At 54.4% G+C, this 21,127-nt stretch carries 18 protein-coding genes and 1 tRNA gene; 9 read left to right on the top strand and 10 right to left on the bottom strand.

Features of this window, described 5'->3' with window-relative positions; genetic code table 11:
- The first annotated feature begins 4 nt into the window (after positions 1-4).
- Positions 5-3,214 (top strand): AfsR/SARP family transcriptional regulator, encoded by a 3,210-nt coding sequence (locus ACZ51B_RS08675; protein ID WP_464296845.1) that lies wholly within the window; start codon positions 5-7, stop codon positions 3,212-3,214.
- Here the strand turns inward: ACZ51B_RS08675 and wrbA are convergent.
- From wrbA to ACZ51B_RS08640, 7 genes are all read right to left on the bottom strand, one after another.
- Positions 3,211-3,822: an NAD(P)H:quinone oxidoreductase gene (gene wrbA, locus ACZ51B_RS08670; RefSeq protein WP_464296844.1), complete on the bottom strand. Its 612-nt coding sequence runs from the start codon at positions 3,820-3,822 to the stop codon at positions 3,211-3,213. The two genes, ACZ51B_RS08675 and wrbA, sit on opposite strands and share 4 nt — an antisense overlap.
- Positions 3,823-3,868: 46 nt before the next feature.
- On the bottom strand, positions 3,869-4,522 hold the full coding sequence (locus ACZ51B_RS08665) for a hydrolase (protein WP_464296843.1): 654 nt from the start codon (positions 4,520-4,522) through the stop codon (positions 3,869-3,871).
- Positions 4,523-4,692: 170 nt separating this feature from the next.
- Positions 4,693-4,769: transfer RNA gene (locus ACZ51B_RS08660), tRNA-Pro, on the bottom strand.
- 140 nt (positions 4,770-4,909) lie between these two features.
- On the bottom strand, positions 4,910-6,568 hold the full coding sequence (locus ACZ51B_RS08655; RefSeq protein ID WP_464296842.1) for an Ig-like domain-containing protein: 1,659 nt from the start codon (positions 6,566-6,568) through the stop codon (positions 4,910-4,912).
- 67 nt (positions 6,569-6,635) lie between these two features.
- On the bottom strand, positions 6,636-6,971 hold the full coding sequence (locus ACZ51B_RS08650; RefSeq protein WP_464296841.1) for a P-II family nitrogen regulator: 336 nt from the start codon (positions 6,969-6,971) through the stop codon (positions 6,636-6,638).
- Complete coding sequence (locus ACZ51B_RS08645; RefSeq protein WP_464296840.1) at positions 6,968-7,663, bottom strand: hypothetical protein; 696 nt, start codon at positions 7,661-7,663, stop codon at positions 6,968-6,970. The genes ACZ51B_RS08650 and ACZ51B_RS08645 overlap by 4 nt, the downstream gene beginning before the upstream one ends.
- Before the next feature lie 414 nt (positions 7,664-8,077).
- On the bottom strand, positions 8,078-10,777 hold the full coding sequence (locus ACZ51B_RS08640) for a M16 family metallopeptidase (protein WP_464296839.1): 2,700 nt from the start codon (positions 10,775-10,777) through the stop codon (positions 8,078-8,080).
- A 229-nt stretch (positions 10,778-11,006) separates the two neighbouring features.
- Between ACZ51B_RS08640 and ACZ51B_RS08635 the strand changes: the two genes are divergently transcribed.
- From ACZ51B_RS08635 to ACZ51B_RS08620, 4 genes are read left to right on the top strand one after another with little or no spacing between them, the layout of a single operon-like run.
- The gene (locus ACZ51B_RS08635) at positions 11,007-11,774 is read left to right on the top strand and encodes a prepilin-type N-terminal cleavage/methylation domain-containing protein (protein ID WP_464296838.1); all 768 of its coding nucleotides are present in this window, start codon (positions 11,007-11,009) and stop codon (positions 11,772-11,774) included.
- On the top strand, positions 11,774-11,974 hold the full coding sequence (locus ACZ51B_RS08630; RefSeq protein ID WP_464296837.1) for a hypothetical protein: 201 nt from the start codon (positions 11,774-11,776) through the stop codon (positions 11,972-11,974). The genes ACZ51B_RS08635 and ACZ51B_RS08630 overlap by 1 nt, the downstream gene beginning before the upstream one ends.
- 51 nt (positions 11,975-12,025) lie before the next feature.
- Positions 12,026-13,405 (top strand): 3' terminal RNA ribose 2'-O-methyltransferase Hen1, encoded by a 1,380-nt coding sequence (locus ACZ51B_RS08625; RefSeq protein WP_464296836.1) that lies wholly within the window; start codon positions 12,026-12,028, stop codon positions 13,403-13,405.
- Positions 13,402-15,963 (top strand): polynucleotide kinase-phosphatase, encoded by a 2,562-nt coding sequence (locus ACZ51B_RS08620; RefSeq protein ID WP_464296835.1) that lies wholly within the window; start codon positions 13,402-13,404, stop codon positions 15,961-15,963. Before ACZ51B_RS08625 ends, ACZ51B_RS08620 begins: the two co-directional genes overlap by 4 nt.
- Here the strand turns inward: ACZ51B_RS08620 and ACZ51B_RS08615 are convergent.
- Positions 15,960-16,325, bottom strand: a complete 366-nt coding sequence (locus ACZ51B_RS08615) for a hypothetical protein (RefSeq protein WP_464296834.1) — start codon at positions 16,323-16,325, stop codon at positions 15,960-15,962. The genes ACZ51B_RS08620 and ACZ51B_RS08615 overlap by 4 nt on opposite strands.
- Positions 16,326-16,498: 173 nt before the next feature.
- On the opposite strand from ACZ51B_RS08615, the gene ACZ51B_RS08610 reads away from it, so the two are divergent.
- Positions 16,499-17,170 carry a PEP-CTERM sorting domain-containing protein gene (locus ACZ51B_RS08610; protein WP_464296833.1) on the top strand — a complete coding sequence of 224 codons (672 nt, stop codon included), beginning with the start codon at positions 16,499-16,501 and terminating at the stop codon, positions 17,168-17,170.
- Positions 17,171-17,220: 50 nt separating this feature from the next.
- Here ACZ51B_RS08610 and ACZ51B_RS08605 read toward each other — a convergent pair whose 3' ends face one another.
- Together ACZ51B_RS08605 and ACZ51B_RS08600 are read right to left on the bottom strand one after the other, a co-directional pair.
- Complete coding sequence (locus ACZ51B_RS08605; protein WP_464296832.1) at positions 17,221-17,649, bottom strand: hypothetical protein; 429 nt, start codon at positions 17,647-17,649, stop codon at positions 17,221-17,223.
- Complete coding sequence (locus ACZ51B_RS08600; RefSeq protein WP_464296831.1) at positions 17,646-18,245, bottom strand: YceI family protein; 600 nt, start codon at positions 18,243-18,245, stop codon at positions 17,646-17,648. The genes ACZ51B_RS08605 and ACZ51B_RS08600 overlap by 4 nt, the downstream gene beginning before the upstream one ends.
- Positions 18,246-18,405: 160 nt before the next feature.
- Here ACZ51B_RS08600 and ACZ51B_RS08595 point away from each other — a divergent pair, with 160 nt between their 5' ends.
- The 3 genes from ACZ51B_RS08595 (at position 18,406) to ACZ51B_RS08585 (ending at position 21,127) form a co-directional block, all read left to right on the top strand.
- Positions 18,406-19,314, top strand: coding sequence for a prepilin-type N-terminal cleavage/methylation domain-containing protein (locus tag ACZ51B_RS08595; protein WP_464296830.1), 909 nt, complete (start codon positions 18,406-18,408; stop codon positions 19,312-19,314).
- Between the two features lie 121 nt (positions 19,315-19,435).
- Positions 19,436-19,858 (top strand): hypothetical protein, encoded by a 423-nt coding sequence (locus ACZ51B_RS08590; protein ID WP_464296829.1) that lies wholly within the window; start codon positions 19,436-19,438, stop codon positions 19,856-19,858.
- A gap of 69 nt (positions 19,859-19,927) precedes the next feature.
- Positions 19,928-21,127, top strand: coding sequence for a FixH family protein (locus ACZ51B_RS08585; protein ID WP_464296828.1), 1,200 nt, complete (start codon positions 19,928-19,930; stop codon positions 21,125-21,127).

Below are 21,127 nucleotides of genomic sequence, written 5' to 3'. Positions count from 1 at the left end.
AGCGATGCCCTCACTTGCCATTGATCTGTTCGGCCCCATTCGGGTGCTCGTTGATAGCGAGCCCCTTCCTCGTTTGCGGTCACGTAAGGCTCTCTGGTTGCTGTCTCTGATGACGCTTCGTGATGGCAAATCTGTTACTCGGGAATGGTTAGCGCGAACGCTTTGGCCCGATGCGGATCAATCGGTGGCTTTCGCCAATCTGCGGCCTGTAGTGAGTGAGCTCCGGCAAGCTCTCGGAAAAGAAAGCGAACGTCTTAGCTCACCGGATCGGAGCACGATTGCTCTCCACCTTGATGGGGTGGATGTGGACGTTTTAGAGTTCGATGCCGTTGTTCAGACTGGATCGGATTTGAAGCGGGCGGTGGCTTTGTATAAAGGTCCATTGTTGGAAGGGTGTTTGGAAGAGTGGTCCCACCAGGAGCGGAATGCTCGTGAGGTGGAATGCCTGAAGGCGCTGCAATTTCTGGGAGAGGAGGCTTTGCAGAATGGGTTGTTTGATGAGGCGACGTCGCTTTTTTCTAGGGCCGTTGCGATGGATAGCTGGTTGGATGCGCCTCGCAGGGGGTTGATGAATGCATTGGCTGGCTCTGGGAATGTGAATGCGGCTTTACATGTTTATCGAGAGTTCGCGCATTCTTTAAGTAGCGAGGCTGGTCTGGCGCCGGATGCTCAGACTTCGGAGCTTTATGCGCGTTTGAGAGCGCAGACTCGGAGTGCCAGGCGATCCATTCTCGTCGACGGAGAGAAGGGTAACAAGGGCGTTAGCGGCTCGCTTCCTCATGCGTTGACGAGTTTGGTTGGCCGCGAGGATGAGCGTCTTGACGTTGCAGAGAAGCTGAGGAGTTCTCGGTTGGTCACTTTGACCGGACTGGGTGGGATTGGTAAGACACGGCTTGCGACTGCGGTTGCGACGGATCTGGCGGCTGAGTTCCCGGATGGGGTTTGGCTGGTTCCGTTTGAGTCGTTGGCTGACGAGCACCAGTTACTTCAGGCGATCGCGTCGCTCATGGATGTGCGAGCGGAGTACAGTCCTTCTTTGCGACAGGGTTTGCGGCAGATTCTCCACACAAAGCGGCTTTTGCTTGTACTGGATAACTGCGAGCATCTTCTTCAACCATGCGCGGTGCTTTGTACGGAGCTTTTAGTAACTTGCGCGAACCTTCGGATTCTTGCGACGAGTCGCGAGGGATTGGGGATCACAGGTGAAAAAGTGTGGCCGGTGCCTGCTCTTCCGGTGCCTGATGCGCGGAGTTTGCCTGAGAGCCGATCTACGCTGCTGAAGGTTCTGATGAGTTATGAGGGTGTGCAGCTTTTTGTAGAGCGCGCCCGAGCGGTTACGGACCGATTTGAGCTGAATGGGGACAATGCGTTGGTGGTGGCTCAGATATGTCAGCAGTTGGACGGGATCCCTTTGGCTATCGAGTTAGCGGCTGCGCGGGTCAAGGCGATGCCGCTTAGTCAGATTGCGGCGCGTCTGGCGGACCACCTTAATTTCCTTACGTTGGGGAGTCGGGTGGCACCTACTCGGCAGCAAACCCTTCGGTCGACGCTTGATTGGTCTTACGCACTTTTGGATGAAGATGAGCGAACGCTTTTTCATCGGCTCTCGATATTCTCGGGAGGTTGGACGCTGGAGGCTGCTGAGGGAATCTGTTCTTGCGAGGACCTTGAGCCATTCATGATTGCGGACCTACTGAGTCGGTTGGTTGATAAGTCGCTTGTCGTTTTTGAACCTGGGTCCGGTGAGAGCGATGGTCGGTATCGGTTCTTGGAGATGGTTCGTCAGTACTCGAATGAAGGGGTTGCTTGTTCGAAGGATAGGGCAAGATTAGCTGAACGACACCGGAAATGGTTTGCCGATTTTTCGGAACAGGCTGCACCCCACCTTCAATCAGCCGAGCAAGAGGTATGGACCCGCCGGTTAAGATTGGAATATCCGAACCTGAGGCAGGTCATGGACGACTCGGTTATGGATGACTCTGGAATGTGCGAGGAGTCTGATCGTGTGGCCATCGCGCTCTCCCAATATTGGGAGAATGTGAACGAGTATAGCGAAGGCGAGCGGCAACTGCTGGCTGCCTCCAAGAGGACAGAAGCCCGTGCAGACAGATATCGCTTATCCAGGACTTTGCTATGGCTAGGTGTGATGCATTTTCGAAGGGGTAGTTATCACGTCGCACTGTCGTACCTTGAGGATGCGTTGACATGGCAACGATTGTTGGGAGATTCACTCGGAATTGCTGAATCTACGCTCTGCCTTGGGAAGATTGCGAATCGATTTGGTCATGTGACCGTCGGCAGAGCTCAGCTGGAGGAATGTTTGCGACTTTACAGCGAAGCAGGCGACGTCCATGGCATTGCTACTTGTATGGACGCTCTAGGACATGTGGCTAATATGAGCGGTCGGCTGACGGATGCTCATGCTCTTTTTTCTGATGCTTTAGCCTTGCACAAACAGGTTGGAGACTACCGCAAGACAGGTTGGTCGTATCACAGCCTTGGAGCGGTTGCCATTGGCGCTGGAAATTTCCTCCATGCACGTGCTTATTTGGAAGATAGCCTTCCGATCTTTGAAAAGATGGGAGATCGGAGAGGGACCGCCTGGTCGTTTTTTAAGTTAGGCACGGCGATTTTGGATGGTAGCGGAGATGCTGATTCGGCCGAGCCATACTTTGCAAAAGCAAGACAGATCTGTACAGAAATCGGTGCGCAGTCTGAGATTCCTTGGATGACGTATCAACTTGGTGTTGCTGGATTTTTGCGGGGAAACATTGAAGGAGCGCGGCGCCTATTTGATGAAGCCTCTGCTGAATTCGACATTTCCGGCGATCATCTAGGCACTTCTCTTGTGACGTTGCGCAAAGGGAATCTGAGTGCGATGTTGGGAGATTATCCTACTGCAAGGACATATTTAGTGGAGTGTCTGAGCGGGCTTTGGGAACGTGGGGACAGTTCGGTTAGGATTGCGGTTGAGTCCATCGCATTGTTGATGGCTGACCTTGGGCAACTTGCACTGGCCGTTTCTCTTCTTAGTTGTGCAGATGCGTACCGCATTTCAACAGGGGTGTTCGTTCCCGTGTATTGGGCCTCGATTATCGAGCGCAAACTTGCTGAACTTCGGTCGGCCCTTGGTGAAGAGAAATTTACTGCCGAGTGGGATGCGGGCCGCGCAATCGAATGGGATTGCGCGGTTGCCATGGCTCTCGGCGTTTAGCGTGCTTTTCCGGCAAGGAATTGGGCGGCAATCTCGACGGTTCTTCTTCCTTGGAACCGTGCTGATGCGAGTGCGGTCTCATCTGGTGGTACTGCCCCGTTTTGGCTGGTGAAGGAGACGCCGTACGGATTGCCAGCTGCGAACTGTACTGGGTCGGCAAACCCGGGTGGCACGATGATGCAGCCCCAGTGATAGAAGGTGTTGTTGAGTGCCACGATGGTGGTCTCTTGCCCTCCGTGTGGTGTTGCAGCACTGGCGAAGGAGGAGACGACCTTGTTCATCAGTTTGCCGGACGCCCACAGGGGGCCGGTTGTGTCGAGGAACTGCTTGAGTTGTGCTGCGGGGAGACCGAATCGGGTGGGTGTTCCGAAGATGAGTACGTCTGCCCATTCGAGGTCTGCTAGGGTCGCTTCTGGGAGATGCTGAGTTTCGAGACGGTGGGCCGCCCAGCCCTCGTTTGACGCGATGGCCTCGTCTGGAGCTAGCTCCCGTACTTTGAGGAGGCGGACTTCACCGCCCGCCTCTCTTGCTCCTTCGGCCACTGCCGTTGCCAGTTTGTGGGTGCCTCCCGTGGCACTGTAATGAATGATCGCCGTTCTAGTGGACATGAGGGCCCTCGCTTGTGTGGTTTGTTATCATTTCAATCTGTTTGGCTTACTTGCTGATCGCTGCAAACTGCTTGATGGCGATTTCTGTGGACCAAGGGCCGCCTTGTTTGATGCCTATCTCCAGCATTCCTGGGGCTGTGGATTGTCTGGCCCAGTCTCTTTGCAACTCGCACAAGACTCCGATCCAGCTGACTGGCTGTGCGCCTGCTTGGTAGACCCTTTGGAGGGCGGATTCGTGAGCGGTTATGGATGTTCCGGCGACGGCATCTGCGACTACGAAGACCTCGAAGCCATCTTTGAGGGCATCCAGGGCTGGGAAGGCGAGGCAGACTTCTGTCCAAAGGGCACCCATGATGAGTTTCTGGCGGCCGGTTGCCTTGACTGCCGCGACGAAGTCGGCATCTTCCCATGCGTTGATGCTTGTTCGATCGATGCTATTGACGCCTGGGAGGGCTTCGCGAATTGCCGGAGCGGTGTCGGGATTGACGCCTGACGCGACACCGACGGTGGAGAGGACGATGGGGAGGTTGAAAAGTTTCGCTATCTGGGCAAGCGCCACGACATTGGTTGTTATTTGAGCACTGTCCATGGACCGGATCGTGTTCAGCTGCGGTGCTTGGTAGTCGATGAGAATGAGCGCGGAATTTTCAGGGGTGAGAAGGTGGTCGGATATTGGGTCTCGTTTGGGTTGACTCGACATTGGAAACTCCTTGGATGATGTATCCTGCAGGGTTGTCCTGCTAGTGAGAAGTATCGAGTGGGCCGATTATCGCCAGCATTCCGTGCTGTTTCGGAAAGCGTTCCGGTAGAGAGGGATGCAGCCGTAAACCTGTTTAACGGCAGAGAGGTTGGAAAGGAAGGGGGGAATTTTGGTCGGGGCGACACGATTCGAACGTGCGACCTCTTCCACCCCATGGAAGCGCGCTACCAAGCTGCGCCACGCCCCGACGCGAAATAGGAATATACCCGACTTGTGGGTGTCGGATTCCGGGTGGCTCTAAAGACCTTGTGCGTTTAGCGTGTTGGCAAATAAATAGCCGCTCATGTTCCGTGGAACATGAGCGGCTATTCTGTTCTTGTTGCGCTTTTATTTTGGAGCGGCGATGACGGCTAGGCGGCCTGCACCGGAGAGGTAGAGCCAGGCTGGGATTGCTTTGGGGAGCTCTCGGCCTTCTAGGTTCTTTTTATCTAGCTTGCCTGCGGTTAGGCTTTCGGCTTGAGCGCCTGCATTGTTGCGTATGGCGCTGTAGGCGGCGCTGAGGGTGTAGTGGGTGGCTGCGTCGTTAGGAGCGGTCCTGACGGCGATTTCTCCGTACTTCACGGCGTCCCTGGGTTTGTTCTGGAGCAGGCTCACGATGGACATGCCGCAGAGTGCGTCGGCTGACTCTGGCCTTGCGAGCAGTGCTGTTTCGTACATCAGCTTCGCACTCTCGTAGAGGGCGTCTTTGGCTTTGTCGTCCAGTTTGCCGGAGAGGGTGAGGCTGATGCTGTAGTTACCTTGCTCGACGTAGAGGTCCGAGTAGGCGGGCTCTGCCATGACTGCGCGTTGGAAGTACTTGCGAGCGTTTCCGAACTGCTGTTGTCGGTTGGAGAGCGCCATGAGGAAGTAGTTCACGTCTGCACGTTGGCCTTGGTCTTTGACTAGGTCGGCGGTGAGCTTGCTGAGAACCTGGGTTCTGTTTCGCTTGAGTGCTGCGAACGCTTGGGCGGTTTTGACACCGATGTTGTCGCCGTCTGCCAGGAGTGCTTCGCGGATTGCGTCATCGGAGGCGGTTTCGCTGTTGAGTTCGAGCAGGATCACGCTGTGCAGTGCGTAGCCGTAGGCATCGAGTCCTGCTTCTTTCTTGTTGAGTGTCAGCGTGGTGTTGGCAGCTTGTGCTCGGTAGGCTCTCATCTGGGCGTATGCCAATCGGTTGGCAATGGCACCGTTGCGGACATCTTTCTCGAAGAAAGGCGTGAGAGCGGAGGCGGCTAGCGAGTACCGCTCAGCACGAATGGCTGCGTCGGCGTAGCGGAGAATGTTTTCTGCCGTTGGGGCGCCGATTTTGTCGAGATCGAGCTCCAGGGATTTCTTGCGGTTATTGACCGCGTTCTTGAGAGCTTCTCGGATTGCGTTTCGTGTTTCCGCTGGGTCTGATCCTTCTTTTGCGATGGTGTTGAAGGAGCGGTAGAGGTTGATGCTGGAGAGCAGTTGCAGTGCGGCTTGATCGTTCGGATCTTGTGCGACTGCATCCTCCGCATATTTTTGAGCTTGGTCAAGGATGTTCTTGCCTAGGTTGGCTCGTGCGAGAGCGATTCGAGCTTTGTTGCTCTTGGGATCGATCTTGAGGGCGATTCGACCTTCGGCGAGTGCGTCGTTCCACTTGCTGTCCGACAGAAAATCTTCTGCTTTCTGAACGTGATAGTCCAGACCCTTGGAGAAGAGGTTGTCGATCTTTAGGGTGATGGTGGACTCACCGGTTTTGTTCTCGACGGTGTAGGCCTTGAATTTCAGCTTGATGTCGCCTTCTTTTTCGGCGATGGTGTCAAGTTTGAACTCGTAGGGAACACTGGAGGCGGTGTCGCGGAGTTCGTCGTTAATGTAGAACTCGACCTGGTTGATCGCAACTTGGGACTCGACCTTTACACGGAATGTGCGCTCACCTGAGATCACATCGCCGGTTTTGGCATCGAGTACAAGGTTTATGTTCGCTTTCTGAGGTGCGAGCAACGCGAGGAATGCGGAGGCAAAAAGAACGGCGCTCATCTTTAGTCTATCTTCCTGTTAGCGTGAAGTATGACGGATGTTTTGGCTTAGGAATTCGAATAATCTTTCAGATTGCTTCATCGCCTCTTTCTGAGGTTCGAATTCGCAGTGCATCCGCTACTCTTTCGACGAAGATTTTGCCGTCTCCGTGCTCTCCTGTGCGCGCTGATGTTTCGATCGCCGTTAAGATTTCTTCTTGAAGATCATCTGGGGCTACGACTTCTAGTTTTGCTCGGATGGGGAGAGAGACGATTCCTTGGCCGCCGAGGTAGTCGCTTTGTTCGTCGGAGTTTCCGGTGCCTCGGACATCGCTGACACTCATTCCTGTGACTCCGCAGGCTGCGATGGCAGATTTGACGGTTTCTAGTCGGTGAGGCTTGATGTAGCAGGTGATTCTTATCATGAGGATCGGGGCTGGGTCCAGATTCGATGTTTGCGCCAGTGGCCAATGACTCTTGGGATGTATCCGAAGATATTGAAGACGTCTCGGAAGAGGTCGACCAGGGCGGCCATTTCTTCGCCTCGTCTTCGGCGTGCCATGAGGGAGGCGAGGTCGTAGCAGTGGTAGAGCAGGTAGACGGTGTTGCCACCCAGTGCCCACGCAGCGTATTGCGAGGGGAATGAGTGGATGGCTAGGATAGCGGCTAGGATGGTGGAGCTGGCGATGAGCGAGATGAGCGCGCAGCCGACGAAGCTGTAGTCTTTGCCACAGAGAAGTGTGTAGAGGAGCGCACAGGCGGGTCCGGCTAGCAGCGCGGCGGTGGGGATTCCTCGTGAGTAGAGTTCGTGGGCGGTCCAAGCGATGATCGGGAGGAGGACGGGTAGCGAGCAGGAGGACCACGTGGCTTCTCTCGGTTCGCCTCTGAGGGTGATTCTTAGGACGTCGAGGAGGATGAGGAAGATGGCGAGTCCGCCGAGGAGGAAGGTTAGTTCGACTCTCGGGAAGGGGAGGAGTGCGAGTGCGGCTATTACTATGAGGCCGACGGCGTGGAGGATGGTGACGCGTCGGATGAAGGCGAGTCGCACCGGATAGGGAGCAAGCGTCACGTTGCCGGGCACTTCTAGGGGTTCTGGGATGTAGTTGGGTACGTACATCGGGTTAGTCGCTATGCGATAGCTTACTCCGCGGGCTTGGGTTCGAGAGTGCCATCTTCTCAAGGAGGGCGGCCAATTCTGTCTTGAATGGATATCTGGGGTTTAGGGGAATTCTTCGTTCCCGCCGATCATGACCCCTGAGATGACTCCTGTTTGCTGTAGGGCGTTTATGGCTTTGACTACATTTCAAGGATTCTGTCGAGTTCACTGGCGTGGCTTTCGCCTAGGAATGCCAAAAGTAAAAGCACAATCGTGCGCGTTCCATTTCCGAATAGCCCTATGTCCCTTGTGATCTCCATCGAGAATCTTATGACATCGAAAAGAGTTTATGTGGGTGCTTTTAGTGTCTATATCCATTCTAAGGTGCCTTCACCTTGCTACTTCTGATAGCAAGGCGAAGGCGAGCCGAATCGGTTAGGGTTTGACTTCGACTGGGGTTGGGAGGCCGAGTCCTTCTAGCTGCTTGAGGATGGTTGCTTTGTCTCCTACCAGGACGAGGACGCCGTGGTTGAGGTCTAGGCTTCTGGCGGCTACTTTGTTGATATCTGCAGCGGTGATCTTTCGCGCTGCTTCGATGATGGCTCCGACGGTGGCGAAGGGGACTCCTAGGTCGTCGTAGCGTTCGGCGGAGCTGAGGAGTCCGCCTTGGGATTCGAAGCCTGAGATCAGTGCGGTGCTGATGGCGCCGCCTGCGGTTGAGGCTTCTCGGGCGTCGATGTCTCCAGCGTGTGCCTTGTTGAGTTCTTTGAGGAACTCTTTGAGGGATGCTCCGGTGACGTCTGCTCGGACATCGGCGCTTGCTCGGAAGGTTCCGTAGGTGGGTTCGAAGCTAAAGCGGGACGAGGCTCCGTAGGTGTAGCCCTTGTCTTCGCGGAGGTTTTGGTTGAGTCGGCTGGTGAATGTGCCGCCGAGGACGGTTCCGAGCGATTCGATGGCGACTCGATCTGGGTCGCTGTAGGGGACGCCTGGGAGTAGGAACCGGATATTGGTTTGGACTGCGCCGGGGCGATCTACCAAAACGACTCTCAGTGGCTGAGGAGCAGGGACCGTGGGCACCAACTTATCGAGTTTGCTGCCATCGCCTTTCCAGCCGGAGAGGTTCTTCTCTAATTCTGCTTTGAGGGCGTCGGGGGTGAGGTTTCCGGCGGCGTAGAGGACTGCGTTGGTGGGTTGGAACAGCTTTTTGTGAAGCGCGATGAGGTCGTCGCGATTGAGGGCCTTAATTGTTTCGGCGGTTCCTCTTGCTGGGCGCGCGAGGGTGTTGTCTTTGCCGAAGTACTCACGTGCAAGGATCTTGTTGGCGACGGCTGCTGGGTTGTCGTTTTCTTGCTCCAGTTCGGCGATGGTGAGTCGCTTGAGCTGCTCGAGTTCTGTGGTTTCAAACTTGGGGCGGAGCAGGATGTCTGCGAAGATCGGCATCGCTTTGGCAAAGTTGCTGGTGAGGACGGACAGGGCGGCGTTGGTGGATTGGTTTCCTGCGCCGACGCCTACGTTGGCTCCAAGGCTTTGGAGATCTTTTTCGATTTGGGATGCGTTCCGGGTGCCTGCACCGGTGTCCATGAGGGAGGCCGTGAATCGGGCGGCACCTAGCTTGTCGTTGGTGTCGAGGTCGGAGCCTCGATTGAAGCGGAAGCTGATGCTGGTGATTGGGAGCTCGGGCTTTTGCCAGTACTTGACTTCAATTCCGTTCGAGAGTTTGAAGCTGGTTGGGAGTGCTGGTTGGAACGGCTTGGGGGCTTCGAGGGTAGGCTTTGTGTCGCGAGGGTTGGGGCCTTGGTCTGTTGCCAGGGCTGGGATGACTCGCATGATGAGCCGAGCGTTTGGATCGACGACCTGCGCGAAGACTTTCTTGATGGCTGCTGGAGTGACCTTTTTGTAGGTGTCGAGCATCTTCTGGTAGGAGTTGGGCTCGTTGAAGTAGAACTCGTACTCGTTCAGCTGGTCCGCTGTGTTCATGATGGACTGGAGGCTGTTGACGACAGAGAACTGAAGCTTGGCGGCTTGGCGCTGGAGTTCGTCTTGGGTGGGGCCGCTTTTGGTGAACTTGGTGAGTTCATCGTCGATGGCTGCTTCGAGTTTTGCGATATCGACTCCAGATGCGGCGGTGGCGTCGATGGAGAAGAGGGAGCCTAGGAGGCGGGAGTCCATGCCTGCGCTGATGCTGGTCGCCAGTTTGTCTTGGGTGATGAGGCGCTTGTAGAGCCTGCTGGAGACTCCATCTGACAGAGCTCCGCCGGCGAGGTTGAGTTCGGCGTCGCCTGGTTGGTATTTGGCTGGCGCGTGCCACAGCATGATCACTTTGGAGGCTTGGACTTGGTCGACGAAGGTGACTCGTTTGACGCCTTTGAAGCGGGGATCTGGGACGGATTTGCGTGGGACGTCGTTTTTGCGTGCGAGCGTGCCGAACAGTTTGGCTACGAGGGGTTTGATGGCGCTAGGATCGAAATCGCCTGCTACGACCAGAGAAGCGTTGTTGGGTACGTAGTAGGTGGCGAAGAAGTCTTGAACATCTTTGACCGTGGCGTTATCGAGATCTTCCATGCTGCCGATGACGCTGGTGTGATAGGGGTGTCCGCTGGGGAACATGAGGCCGTTGATGGCTTCGTACGCCTTACCGTAGGGAGTGTTTTCGGTGTTTTGGCGTCGCTCGTTTTTGACGACATCGCGTTGGAGGTCGAGCTTCTTTTGGTCGATGTTCTGGCCCAGGGATTCAAGGCGCTCGGCTTCTAGCCAGAGGAGGGTGGGGAGCAGGTTGGATGGGCCGGACTCGAAGTAGTTGGTTCGGTCTTCGGCGGTGCTGGCGTTATTGGCTCCTCCGCCTGCTTCCATGATTTTGTCGTACTGGCCATTGGGGACTCGCTTGGTTCCCATGAACATGAGGTGCTCGAAGAGGTGGGCGAAGCCGGATCGGCGGTCTGCTTCGTCTTTGGACCCGACTCGGAACCAGATGTTGACGGAGGCGACGGGTAAGGAGTGGTCTTCGCGTAGGATGACGGTCATTCCGTTGGGAAGGGTGTATTTGTCGACTTTAACATCTTGCGCGCTGGCTGTGAGGGCTGTAGCCGCGAGCGTCAGCGCCAACGCTGTTCGCTGAATAGTGGAAAACCTCTTCATGAGTTGAAATTACCAGGAAGGTGGGTTTGGGGGAGCGTTGGAATTAGGTTTTGTGGTGGTGTGGAAGCTGGAGATGTGCAGAACGGTGGGGTTGCGCGTGTGACCAGCCAGACTTTCAGTGGTGCCAGTAAAGATTCAGTGGTAGCAATCCGCACTCACTGTTAATAACTTTCAATACCTTTTGTATGCTCTTATCAGACTCCGACGGCGGGTGTCACTGGTGATAACCATGAAGAAATTTACAAGGGCATTTACCCTGATCGAATTGCTGGTAGTGATTGCGATCATTGCAATTTTAGCTGCTATTTTGTTCCCCGTTTTCGCTCAGGCAAAAGAGGCTGCCAAGAAGACCGCTTGTCTTTCCAACACGAAGCAGGTTGGCATTTCTCTGATGTTGTACGAGCAGGATTCCGACGATGTGGTGGCTCCGAACGTGACGATTGACAACAACGGTGTGATCACGACTTGGTTTGAGTTGTTGCTTCCTTACAGCAAGAACAAGGATATTGGGCTTTGTCCGAGCGCTGACAAGAGCACTTTGTTCACCTCTAGCAACCCGTTGAAGACCAAGCAAGCCTATGTACTGAACAACTTTTACTGGTGGGATGATCGGTTATCGATTTTCCAGAATGGCAGTGCGAGTTCTGCGACTGGAATAGAGAACCTGGCAGGTGGCGTTTACTGCGTGGATGGCGGTGTGTGGACGGCTCATCCTGGCGATCCTTGGACTCCTGATGAACCGAAGTTCTCGTTCCAGGCGACGCTTTATCCTTGGGGTGGGATTTTTGATAACGTGGCGGCTCAGCCCAATGTCTCTCCGTTGACTTTGATGACTTTCCAGGGTGCGATCATTGCTCGGCACAGTGGGGGTGTGAATGCTGCTTTCCTTGACGGGCACTCGAAGTTCTTGAAGGCGACGGAGTTGCTTAAGCTAAAGGTTGAGACGAACACTGGATATGACCTTTACACTTACTTCACGAAGGCTGTGATTCAGTAATGCGGCTCTTGACGTTGTGTGTTTTGGTGATGGGCGTTGGGTTGTGTGGCTGCAGCGGGAAGTCATCTGACGAAACGGAAGCGGAGCAGGCTCTGAAGGTGAAGCCTTTGACGGAGCAGCAAAAGCAGAACCTGGAGAAGGTGAAGAAGAGCAATCCAGTTGGAAGTGCTCACGCTGGAGTACCGGGTGGTAAGCCTTAACACCTAGTCGGTCTCTTCAAAGCGGTCGAGTGCTTCAAACTATGTGCCTTCATGGTCTTAAGCATCTCGACCACTCACCGCCCTGCAACCGACCTTGGATACTTGCTCCACAAGAATCCGAGTCGCGTTCATGCGTGCGACATGTCCTTTGGGAAGGCTTATGTGCTCTTTCCCGAGGTGTCTGATGAGCGGTGCACTGCATCGGTTTTGTTGGACGTTGACCCCGTGGCGTTGGTCCGGGGTCGTCGAGATGGTTTGTTTGACCAATATGTGAATGATCGGCCATACGTGGCGTCGTCCATGCTTACCTCAACGCTCACGGAGTTCTTTAGCACGACCATGAGTGGTCGGAGTAAAGAGCGGCCGGAGTTGGCTTCTCAGGCGATTCCGTTGGAGGTTCATCTTCCAGTGCTGGCTTGCTTTGCGGGCGAGGCGTTGCTGCGTCGGTTGTTTGAGCCCTTGGGTTACGAGATTGAGGCGACCCGGCTGCCGCTTGATGAGAAGTTTTCGGACTGGGGAGAGAGTCAGTATTTTGATGTTCGTCTGAAGTATGTGGGGCGGTTGGCTGATCTTTTGAGCCATCTGTATGTGCTGATCCCTGTGTTGGATAACGAGAAGCACTACTTTGTGGATCGTCAGGAGATTGACCGGCTTTTGCGGCGCGGGAAGGAGTGGTTGTCTACTCACCCGGCACGCGTGGAGATTGCGCGTCGATACCTTCGTTACGACCGGATTTTGACTCGAGAGGCTATGTCTCGTCTGTTGATTGAGGAAGGGGACCTTGATGCGGATGAGAAGAAGACGAGCACTGAAGAGAAGGTTGAGAAGAGGATCTCGCTGCATGACATTCGTCTTGCGAAGGTTGCTGAGACGCTGGCGCAGTTGGGAGCCAAGAGCGTGTTGGACCTTGGTTGTGGCGAAGGGAAGTTGCTGAAGCTCCTCCTGAAGAACGGGCAGTTTGAGCGGATTTTGGGGATGGACGTGGCGATTTCCTCGTTGGAGCGGGCTAAGCGGGCGCTTCGGTTTGACTGGATGTCGCCTCATATGGCGAAGCGGATTCAGTTGATCCATGGATCGCTGATGTATCGGGACGCTCGGTTAGAAGGTTTCGATGCGGCGGCTGTGGTGGAGGTTATTGAGCATATGGATGCCCCGAGGCTCGCTGCGTTTGAGCGGGTGGTGTTCCAGTGTGCCCGCCCTGTGGCTGTATTGGTAACTACGCCAAACCGTGAGTACAACGCGCTGTTTGAGGGGATGGAGCCTGGGGCGATGCGACACCAGGATCACCGGTTTGAGTGGACTCGTGAGGAGTTTATGGGCTGGGGGCATAGGGTTGCTGCCGAGCATGGGTATGCGGTGAGTTTCGAGGCGGTTGGGCCCGAGGACGCGGAGCGAGGAGCACCTTCGCAGATGGCGGTGTTTAAGCGATGAGATTAGTGGTTCCTGAGTTGGCTTTGATCGTTTTGGTGGGGCCGAGTGGATGTGGTAAGTCGACTTTTGCTGCCAAGCACTTCCTGCACCACGAGGTTGTGTCCTCTGATCGATGTCGTGGGATTGTTTCGAACGACGAGAATGATCAGTCGGCGACCGAGGACGCGTTTGAACTGTTGTTTGCGATTGTTCGTAAGAGGCTGGAGCGTGGGTTGCTGACGGTTGTTGACGCTACGAGTGTCAGTCCTAAGTCGCGGAAGACGCTCATTAAGGTCGCTTCTGAGTTCTACTTGCAGGCTCATGCGGTGGTGTTTATGGTTCCTGAACAGGTTTGCCAGGAGCGGAACAAGCTACGTCCTGATCGGCAGTTTGGGGCTCATGTTGTGCGGAACCAACTCGCGGAGTTGAGACGTGGGATGCGTGAGATCAACCGCGAGGGATTTCGTCATGTCCATGTTTTGAAGGGGCAGGATGAGATCGACTCGGTTGAGATCGAGCGAACTAAGCTCTATGCGGACTTGCGTGACGAGAAGGGGCCGTTTGACATTGTGGGGGATATCCACGGATGTTTGGACGAGCTGTTGGAGCTGCTGGCGAAGCTGGGGTACGAGCCGCAGTTGAGCGAGGGGCGGTATTCGTTCACGCCTCCTGAGGGACGCAAATTGGTGTTCCTGGGAGACTTTATCGACCGTGGACCAGACTCGATGGGGGTGGTACGGCTTGTGATGGATGCCGTGGATCAGGGTGTGGCTTTGTGCGTGCCTGGGAACCACGATGAGAAGTTGCTCAGGAAGCTTCGCGGGCGTGATGTTTCGATGAGTCATGGTCTTAAGGAGACTTACGAGCAGTTTGAGGCACAGACTGACGAGTTCCAGGCGCGCGTGCAGAAGTTCTTGCAGGGGTTGATTAGCCACTACGTTTTGGATGCTGGACGGTTGGTGGTGGCTCATGCGGGAATGAAGCAGGAGATGCAGATGCGGCCTCACATGCGGGTTCGCGACTTTGCGCTGTATGGGGAGACTACCGGGGAGATCGACGAGGTGGGTCTGCCAGTTCGATATCCGTGGGCCGCTGATTATCGTGGGAAGGCGATGGTAGTTTATGGTCATACGCCTGTCGGGGAGCCGGAGTGGGTGAACCATACGCTGAACATCGATACTGGGTGTGTTTTCGGTGGGAAGTTGACGGCATTGCGGTATCCGGAGAGGGACTTGGTGAGCGTGCCTGCCAAGAAGGCTTATGCGGAGACGAAGCGGAACTTCCTTGAGCTGGTGGGGCAGAAGCTGAGTGGGCAGCACGAGCTGGACGAGTTGCTGGATCTTGCGGATGTTTCTGGGAAGCGTCTGATTGAGACTCGCTTACGTGGGAAGACGACGATTCAGGAGGATAATGCCTCGGCTGCTTTGGAGGCGATGAGTCGGTTTGCAACGAATCCGAAGTGGTTGATTTATCTACCTCCGACGATGTCTCCTACTGAGACGAGTGCGCATGAGCTTTATCTTGAGTACCCAAGCGAGGGGTTTGCTTACTTTGCACGTGAGGGTGTTGAGAAGGTTGTGTGTGAAGAGAAGCACATGGGTTCTCGCGCTGTGGTGGTTGTTTGTAAGGACGAGAAAGTTGCTCGGCGTCGGTTTGGAGTGGCTGAGGCGGAGATTGGGGCGATTATTACGCGTACCGGACGCCGGTTCTTTGACGATTTGACGGTCGAGCGTGGGTTGTTGGAGCATGTCGCTGTAGCGATGTCGAACTCGGGACTTTGGGAGAAGTTGAGCACGGACTGGGTGGTGTTGGACGCGGAGTTGATGCCTTGGTCGGCGAAGGCTCAGGCGTTGTTGCGTCGTCAGTATGCGCCGGTGGGGGCTTCTGCCAAGGCTGCGACGAGTGCTGCGATTTCGGTTTTGGAGAAGAGTGCTGGGTTGGCTCCTGACGACGAGTCGTTGAAGCAGATGTTAGAGCAGATGCGTGCGAAGCATGAGGATGCACTGAAGTATGTGGATGCTTACCGTCACTATTGTTGGGATGTGAAGGGGCTGGACGATTTGCGTCTGGCGCCGTTCCATGTGCTGGCGAGTGAAGGGAAGACGTATCTGGACAAGGATCATGTGTGGCACATGGAGACGTTGGGCGAGCTTTGCGATGCGGGTGGTCCGATCTTGTTCCGCACTCAGTACAAGGTTGTGGATCTGCATGATGAGGCGAGCGTGCGGGATGGATGCGCTTGGTGGGAAGAGCTGACCTCGAAGGGTGGCGAGGGGATGGTGATTAAGCCGTTCGACTTCATTGCTCGGAATGGGGCGGATCTGATTCAGCCTGCGGTGAAGTGTCGTGGGCGAGAGTATTTGCGGATTATTTATGGTCCGGAGTACACGGAGGAGGCGAACTTGTCTCGCTTGAGAAAGCGTGGCTTGCGAACGAAGCGTTCGCTTGCGATGCGCGAGTTCATCTTGGGTGTTGAGGCTTTGGAGCGTTTTGTAAGGAAGGAGCCTTTGCGTAAGGTGCACGAGTGCGTATTTGGTGTGCTTGCGCTTGAGAGTGAGCCAGTTGATCCGAGGCTCTAGTTTTCTAGAGCCTTTTGGATCGCGCTAAGTTTGTCGTTAATCTCTTCGATTAGCGGCATGGCTTGCGGCACTTCGCGTGGTCCTACCAGTCTTACAATGGTCTGGCCTTGTTCGACGGATAGTATTGCCTTGAGGGGTATCCATTCTAGGTTTTCGACCGAGATGTCGATCAGTGTCTTGAGATAGTCGGGGCGGAAGAAGAGGATTTGGTGGATATCGGGTGTTTCGAATCCTGCATTGCGTGCGATTTGTGATGTTGGGACTTCTGTAAGTATTCGGAAACCTTGGCCTAGAATCTGGTTTCTTGTGGTTTGTATAGCTGTTTCAAAGTCGATTGAGGATGAGAAGATGGTCTTTTTCATGGTGTTTTGAACCAGTTTGGGCAGGGTTTGCATTCCCATAAGAAAAATATGTGAACAATATTTTTGGAACGACCGTCATAGAATTGACGTAGGGATAAGGCTTCCATGTTAAGTGAAGTATCTAGATAGTGCTCCATTTAATTGTTTAGCTGAGTCTGCGGGGAGAAACCACAATGAAGAGTGTTTTGCGAATTGCTGTTGCTACTGGTTCGATGATGATTGCTGTTAGTGTGCAGGCTACCATCTATGACGCCGCTGCTGACTTCACGCTTTCCAATAATCCGAACGGTGTCTGGACGTATGGCATGGAGACTCCTGGTTTTGGGCTGCTTTCGGTAACCGGCTCCAATGCCGGACTGGATTCTTGGACGGATCCCAATGCCCTCTATTTAGGTGTTTACAAGAATACATTGGGCACCACTTTTAACGCGAGCACTGTCCAACTAGACCCTTATGCTTTGGCTCAGCACCCAGGTAACCGCGGTGAGCGTTCGGTTGTTCGATTTACAGCGCCTACTACAGGTACTTACTGGTTTAGCATTGCTTACAAGGGTGCAGACTTTATCGGGCCGACTTCGACGGACGTTTCGATCGACCTGAACGGGAGCAGCATTTTCTCAGGGCTCGTGAACGGATTTGGGCCAATGAGTGCCACCGGATATAGCACAAGCGTGTTTCTAAACGCGGGCGATACGCTGGACAGCTCTGTAGGATATGGAACGAACGGCAACTACTATTACGACACGACACAGGTCGCTTTCAAGGTTGAGGGTGTTCCTGAGCCGATGAGCATGACGGCTTTGGCGATCGGACTGATTGGTTTAGCCCGACGTCGAAGAAAATAGGGGAGAAGATGAGGGGAGGTTTTCTCCCCTCCTGTTGCTTAGCGAGCTCTTTATTGGGGCTCGCTTTTTTGCTTTTTCGCGCCGAGTTGTCGAACGAAGAGAAGCAGCCCTGCGACTAGTAGGGCGGCCCCTAGGCCCATCCTCACGTTTCCAACGACGAAGCCTACCGTTTGAAGTTGAAGAGGGTAGATCTTCTTCTCCTGGAGGTAGTTTTCGCTGACCTTCTTGGCACCGTCTTTGGTGGTTCCAGGCAGGAATGCTGCTTGGTCTTCGATGATCAGTTGTTGGGGCGAGCCGATGGCGGTTCCTTCGTCGTCGAAGACGGCTTCTGCTGCCTTGTCAACTTGGATTCTCTGGACTAGCTGCGCTTTACCGGCATAGCTGTTGTACACCGGAAACGTGGCACCGAGTCCTAGGAGGGAGATGGCGGCGATGAACATCACCGCCATTCCGAACCATTTTGCTTGGAGTAGTTTCACTTGGTTGTTGCGTAGGCATTGAGGCTAATGGTCACTTCGTTGGCGACCTTGCCCTTTGCCATGTCTGGGATCTTGATGCCGTAGTCGCTTAGCTTAATGTTGAACTTCGTTTTGATTTGAAGTACATCGCCGCTGAAGCCAGCTTTCTTGGTGGCATCGCCTTCGGCCTTTACCTTTACGGTGGCGGTTGTGGTGACCGTCTTAGTGATGCCGTGCATGGTGTACTTACCGACGATCTTGTAGTTGTCTCCGCCGAGTGACTTGACGCTTACGGTTTGGAACTTGATGGTTGGGTACTTCGCGGTGTCCAACCAGCCTGCGCTCTTCATGTGGTCGTTTCGGAGGGGGATTCCGGTATCGATGCTGGCAGCGTCTACTTCGATGGTGCCTGTGCCGGTCTTCTTGGCGAGGTTGAGGGAGATTTTTCCGGAAACCAGGTTGGTTTTACCGGTGAACGTCTCGAAGTCGCTTGCGCTTTCTACGGTGGCGACGTTCCGGTAAGAGAGTTTATCTCCGACTACTTTGAAGCTCTTGGTCTGTGCTCCGGCGAGCTGAGTGATGGCGAGGATCGAGAGTGCGACGGTTGCAATTTTCATGTGTTTATATCCTTACAGTTCGTCTAGACGAATTTATATTGAAAGGATACAAAGGGTAAGTATGAAATGTAAAGTAAGCACCTGAAGGGATGATACTCTCAAATTTCATACTAATGGGAAATGATCGTACTAAGTGTAACTTGGGTTACACTTAGTATTCATGGATAAATTATCGAATCGGCAGGGCTTCACCCTGATTGAACTCTTAGTTGTGATCGCGATCATCGCGATCTTGGCGGCGATCCTGTTTCCTGTGTTTGCGCAGGCTAAGTTGGCCGCCAAGAAGACGGTTTGCGTGAGCAATCAGAAACAGATCTCTATCGCCATCGTGATGTACTGCTCGGATTACGACGACATGTTTCCGAGGACTCAGGAGACTCTGAATGAGGACGAGCCTTCGTTCATCTCGTACTGGTCCCAGCATTACTATGAGAAATCGCTGGAGCCATACATGAAGAACGGTGTGGGTGGCGTGGATGGCGGAGGTTCGAGGACAGGGCGGGCTAGTGTTTGGTATGACCCTGCTGATCCTATAAAAGACGAGCCGGCGATGTGGGGTTCGTTTTGCAATAACGGTCTTGTGACTGGGACGACCCGTAATTTGAGTTCGATTACTCAGCCGTCCAATACGATTCTGAATACGTTGCGGACTCCCCAATGGGCTGCGTTTATCGGGATTACTCCACCCCGTCCGCTTCCGGTTGGTGATGCAAACGATCCATTTTGGGCGAGTGATTGGTGGGATATTTGTATTAACCCTTGGTTCAAGGGGCTGAGTTCTGCGGATGAGAGCAATCCGTTCCACTGGTCGCATGGGAAGGCGACTCCTCCGAGCACGCTTGGGTTGTTGGACTATGTGGGACCGATCGATGGCAGCGGGTTTAGTTGGGACCAGGGTGTGGACGGGAATACGCACTTGGGCAACGATCCTAGGGGAGCGTTGTTGAGTGGGCCGCGGTATGGAGCGGGGCAGACTTATGGATTTACGGATGGGCACGTCCGGTTCTTGCCTTTCGCTGCGACGTATAGGGGGGTGAACGATAACATGTGGAGCACGAATCAGGGGTAGGAACGTGGTTGGAAGAACCCGTAAATATCACCCTTGGGTGTGCGGAAATTGGACCGACACTTGAAAGAGGAACTACCTCCTCGAATTTGGAGTTGGTAGAGTAGTAGGTAGAGAAATCGTTTTGAGACAATCTCGCGCGCTTTGGGCTTTTCTGTTGTCGCTGACCCTTGTGGTTCAGGCGATTGCGGGTGCTCTTTGCCCTATGCGATGCTCTGCCACTCCGGATGTTGCGCGTGCTGTGTCGGTGGCGGTTGTTGACTGTTGCCATCCCGCGCCTGTGGTTAAGTCCAAAGCGCATCATGCTCCAGCGAAGCGTGATTGCTGTTGCAAGACGCTTTCTACCCCTGACACACATCCTTCCGCGTTGCAAGATGCGTTGGTGATTTCGGGTGGATTGGATCTTGTGGCGGTTTTGCCATCGATTGAATCGGTGGACTCAGTGCGACTTTATCTAGGGCAACCTGGCATTGTTGGGTTTGACTCGGGTCCGCCGCCGGATGGCTGTGTCATCCGTTCTAGCGCACGTGCGCCTCCTATCGTTTGAAGCCGAACTGTTTCACCGGCTTGGGATTCTGGTGTTTGCCGTTTCCCCTTTTCATCGATAGGAGATTTCATGATTCACAAATTTGCCGCAGTGGCAGTCCTTGGGTTTGGGCTTTGCGCTGCGAACAACGCAACTGCATTTGGCAGTGGTTTTTCTGTTCAGCATTCGCAACACGCGCAACATAAAGTGCAGGTTGGGAAGTATGAGGTGGAGCTTCGCGTTCCTGCGGAGGGGCTTTATGCCGGTGCGGAGACGGACGTTGAGTTTCGCGTGAGCGACACCACTCAGAAAGACCCGGTTGAGTCTGGATTTAAAGGTGTGGCTAATGTGAAAGCACGTGGCGTCGTGACGATGCCGAGCATGCAAGGAATGCCTCCGGCTCATCCGAGTATTCACCGCGAGGGAGTTCCAGGTGACTATGGTGTTGCGTTGTATTTCCCCCATGGGGGCGACTTTCAGCTGGATCTTTTGCTGACGCCGCCGGGTGAGAAGGAGTTCCGTGCGAGTTTCGCGGTGAGCGTCGCCGACGAAAAGCCTGCTGCTACCAAGGTTGTGGCACCCTACGTGTTGAAGGTTCTTAATTGGCCTGCTCACGCGATGGCGGGGAAGGTACAGAACTTGAAGGTCGTGGTTATCGATAGCAAGTCTGGAAAGCCTCAGACCGAGTTTGATGTGGCTCATACGATGCGGATGCATCTTTTGTTGGCGAGTAAAGACCTCGGATGGTTTACGCATGAGCATCCTTCTATGGCTGCCGATGGGACCTGGACCCTTCCTTTTAAGTTTCCTGCTGGTGGGACGTACTGGGTGTATGCGGACGTGGCGCCGAAGGGGCAGGGGTCTCGGGTTTTGATCAGTCAGGTGAAGGTTTATGGTGCGAAGCAGACTTGGAAGTCAACGTTTAGCGCGTTTGCTGGACCAGCCAGGGATCGGGATCTGACGGGATACTTGGCCTCGACTGTGAAGCCGATTCCTGTTGGTAAGACGGTGGTGCTTAAGATACGGCTTTTCGATACGGCTACGGGCAAGCCTGCTGGGGACACTCAGGATTGGTTAGGGGCTGCCGGGCATCTGATGATTTTTCACAAGGATGGAAGGACGGTTGTCCACAGCCATCCTCAGGACGGCGAAGCGATGAAATCGCTCGTCAAGAAGGGACAGGTGCTGTTCAATGCGCGCTTCCCTAAAGCAGGGCTTTATAAGGCTTATGCTCAGTTTCAGCGAGGTGGCAAGGTCCACACGCTTAGCTTCGGGATTTTGGTGAAATAG

The sequence above is a fragment of the Fimbriimonas sp. LA-C6 genome (genome assembly GCF_055398105.1).
Note: the sequence above shows the minus strand (reverse complement) of the source record. Positions and strands in the feature narration are given on the sequence as shown.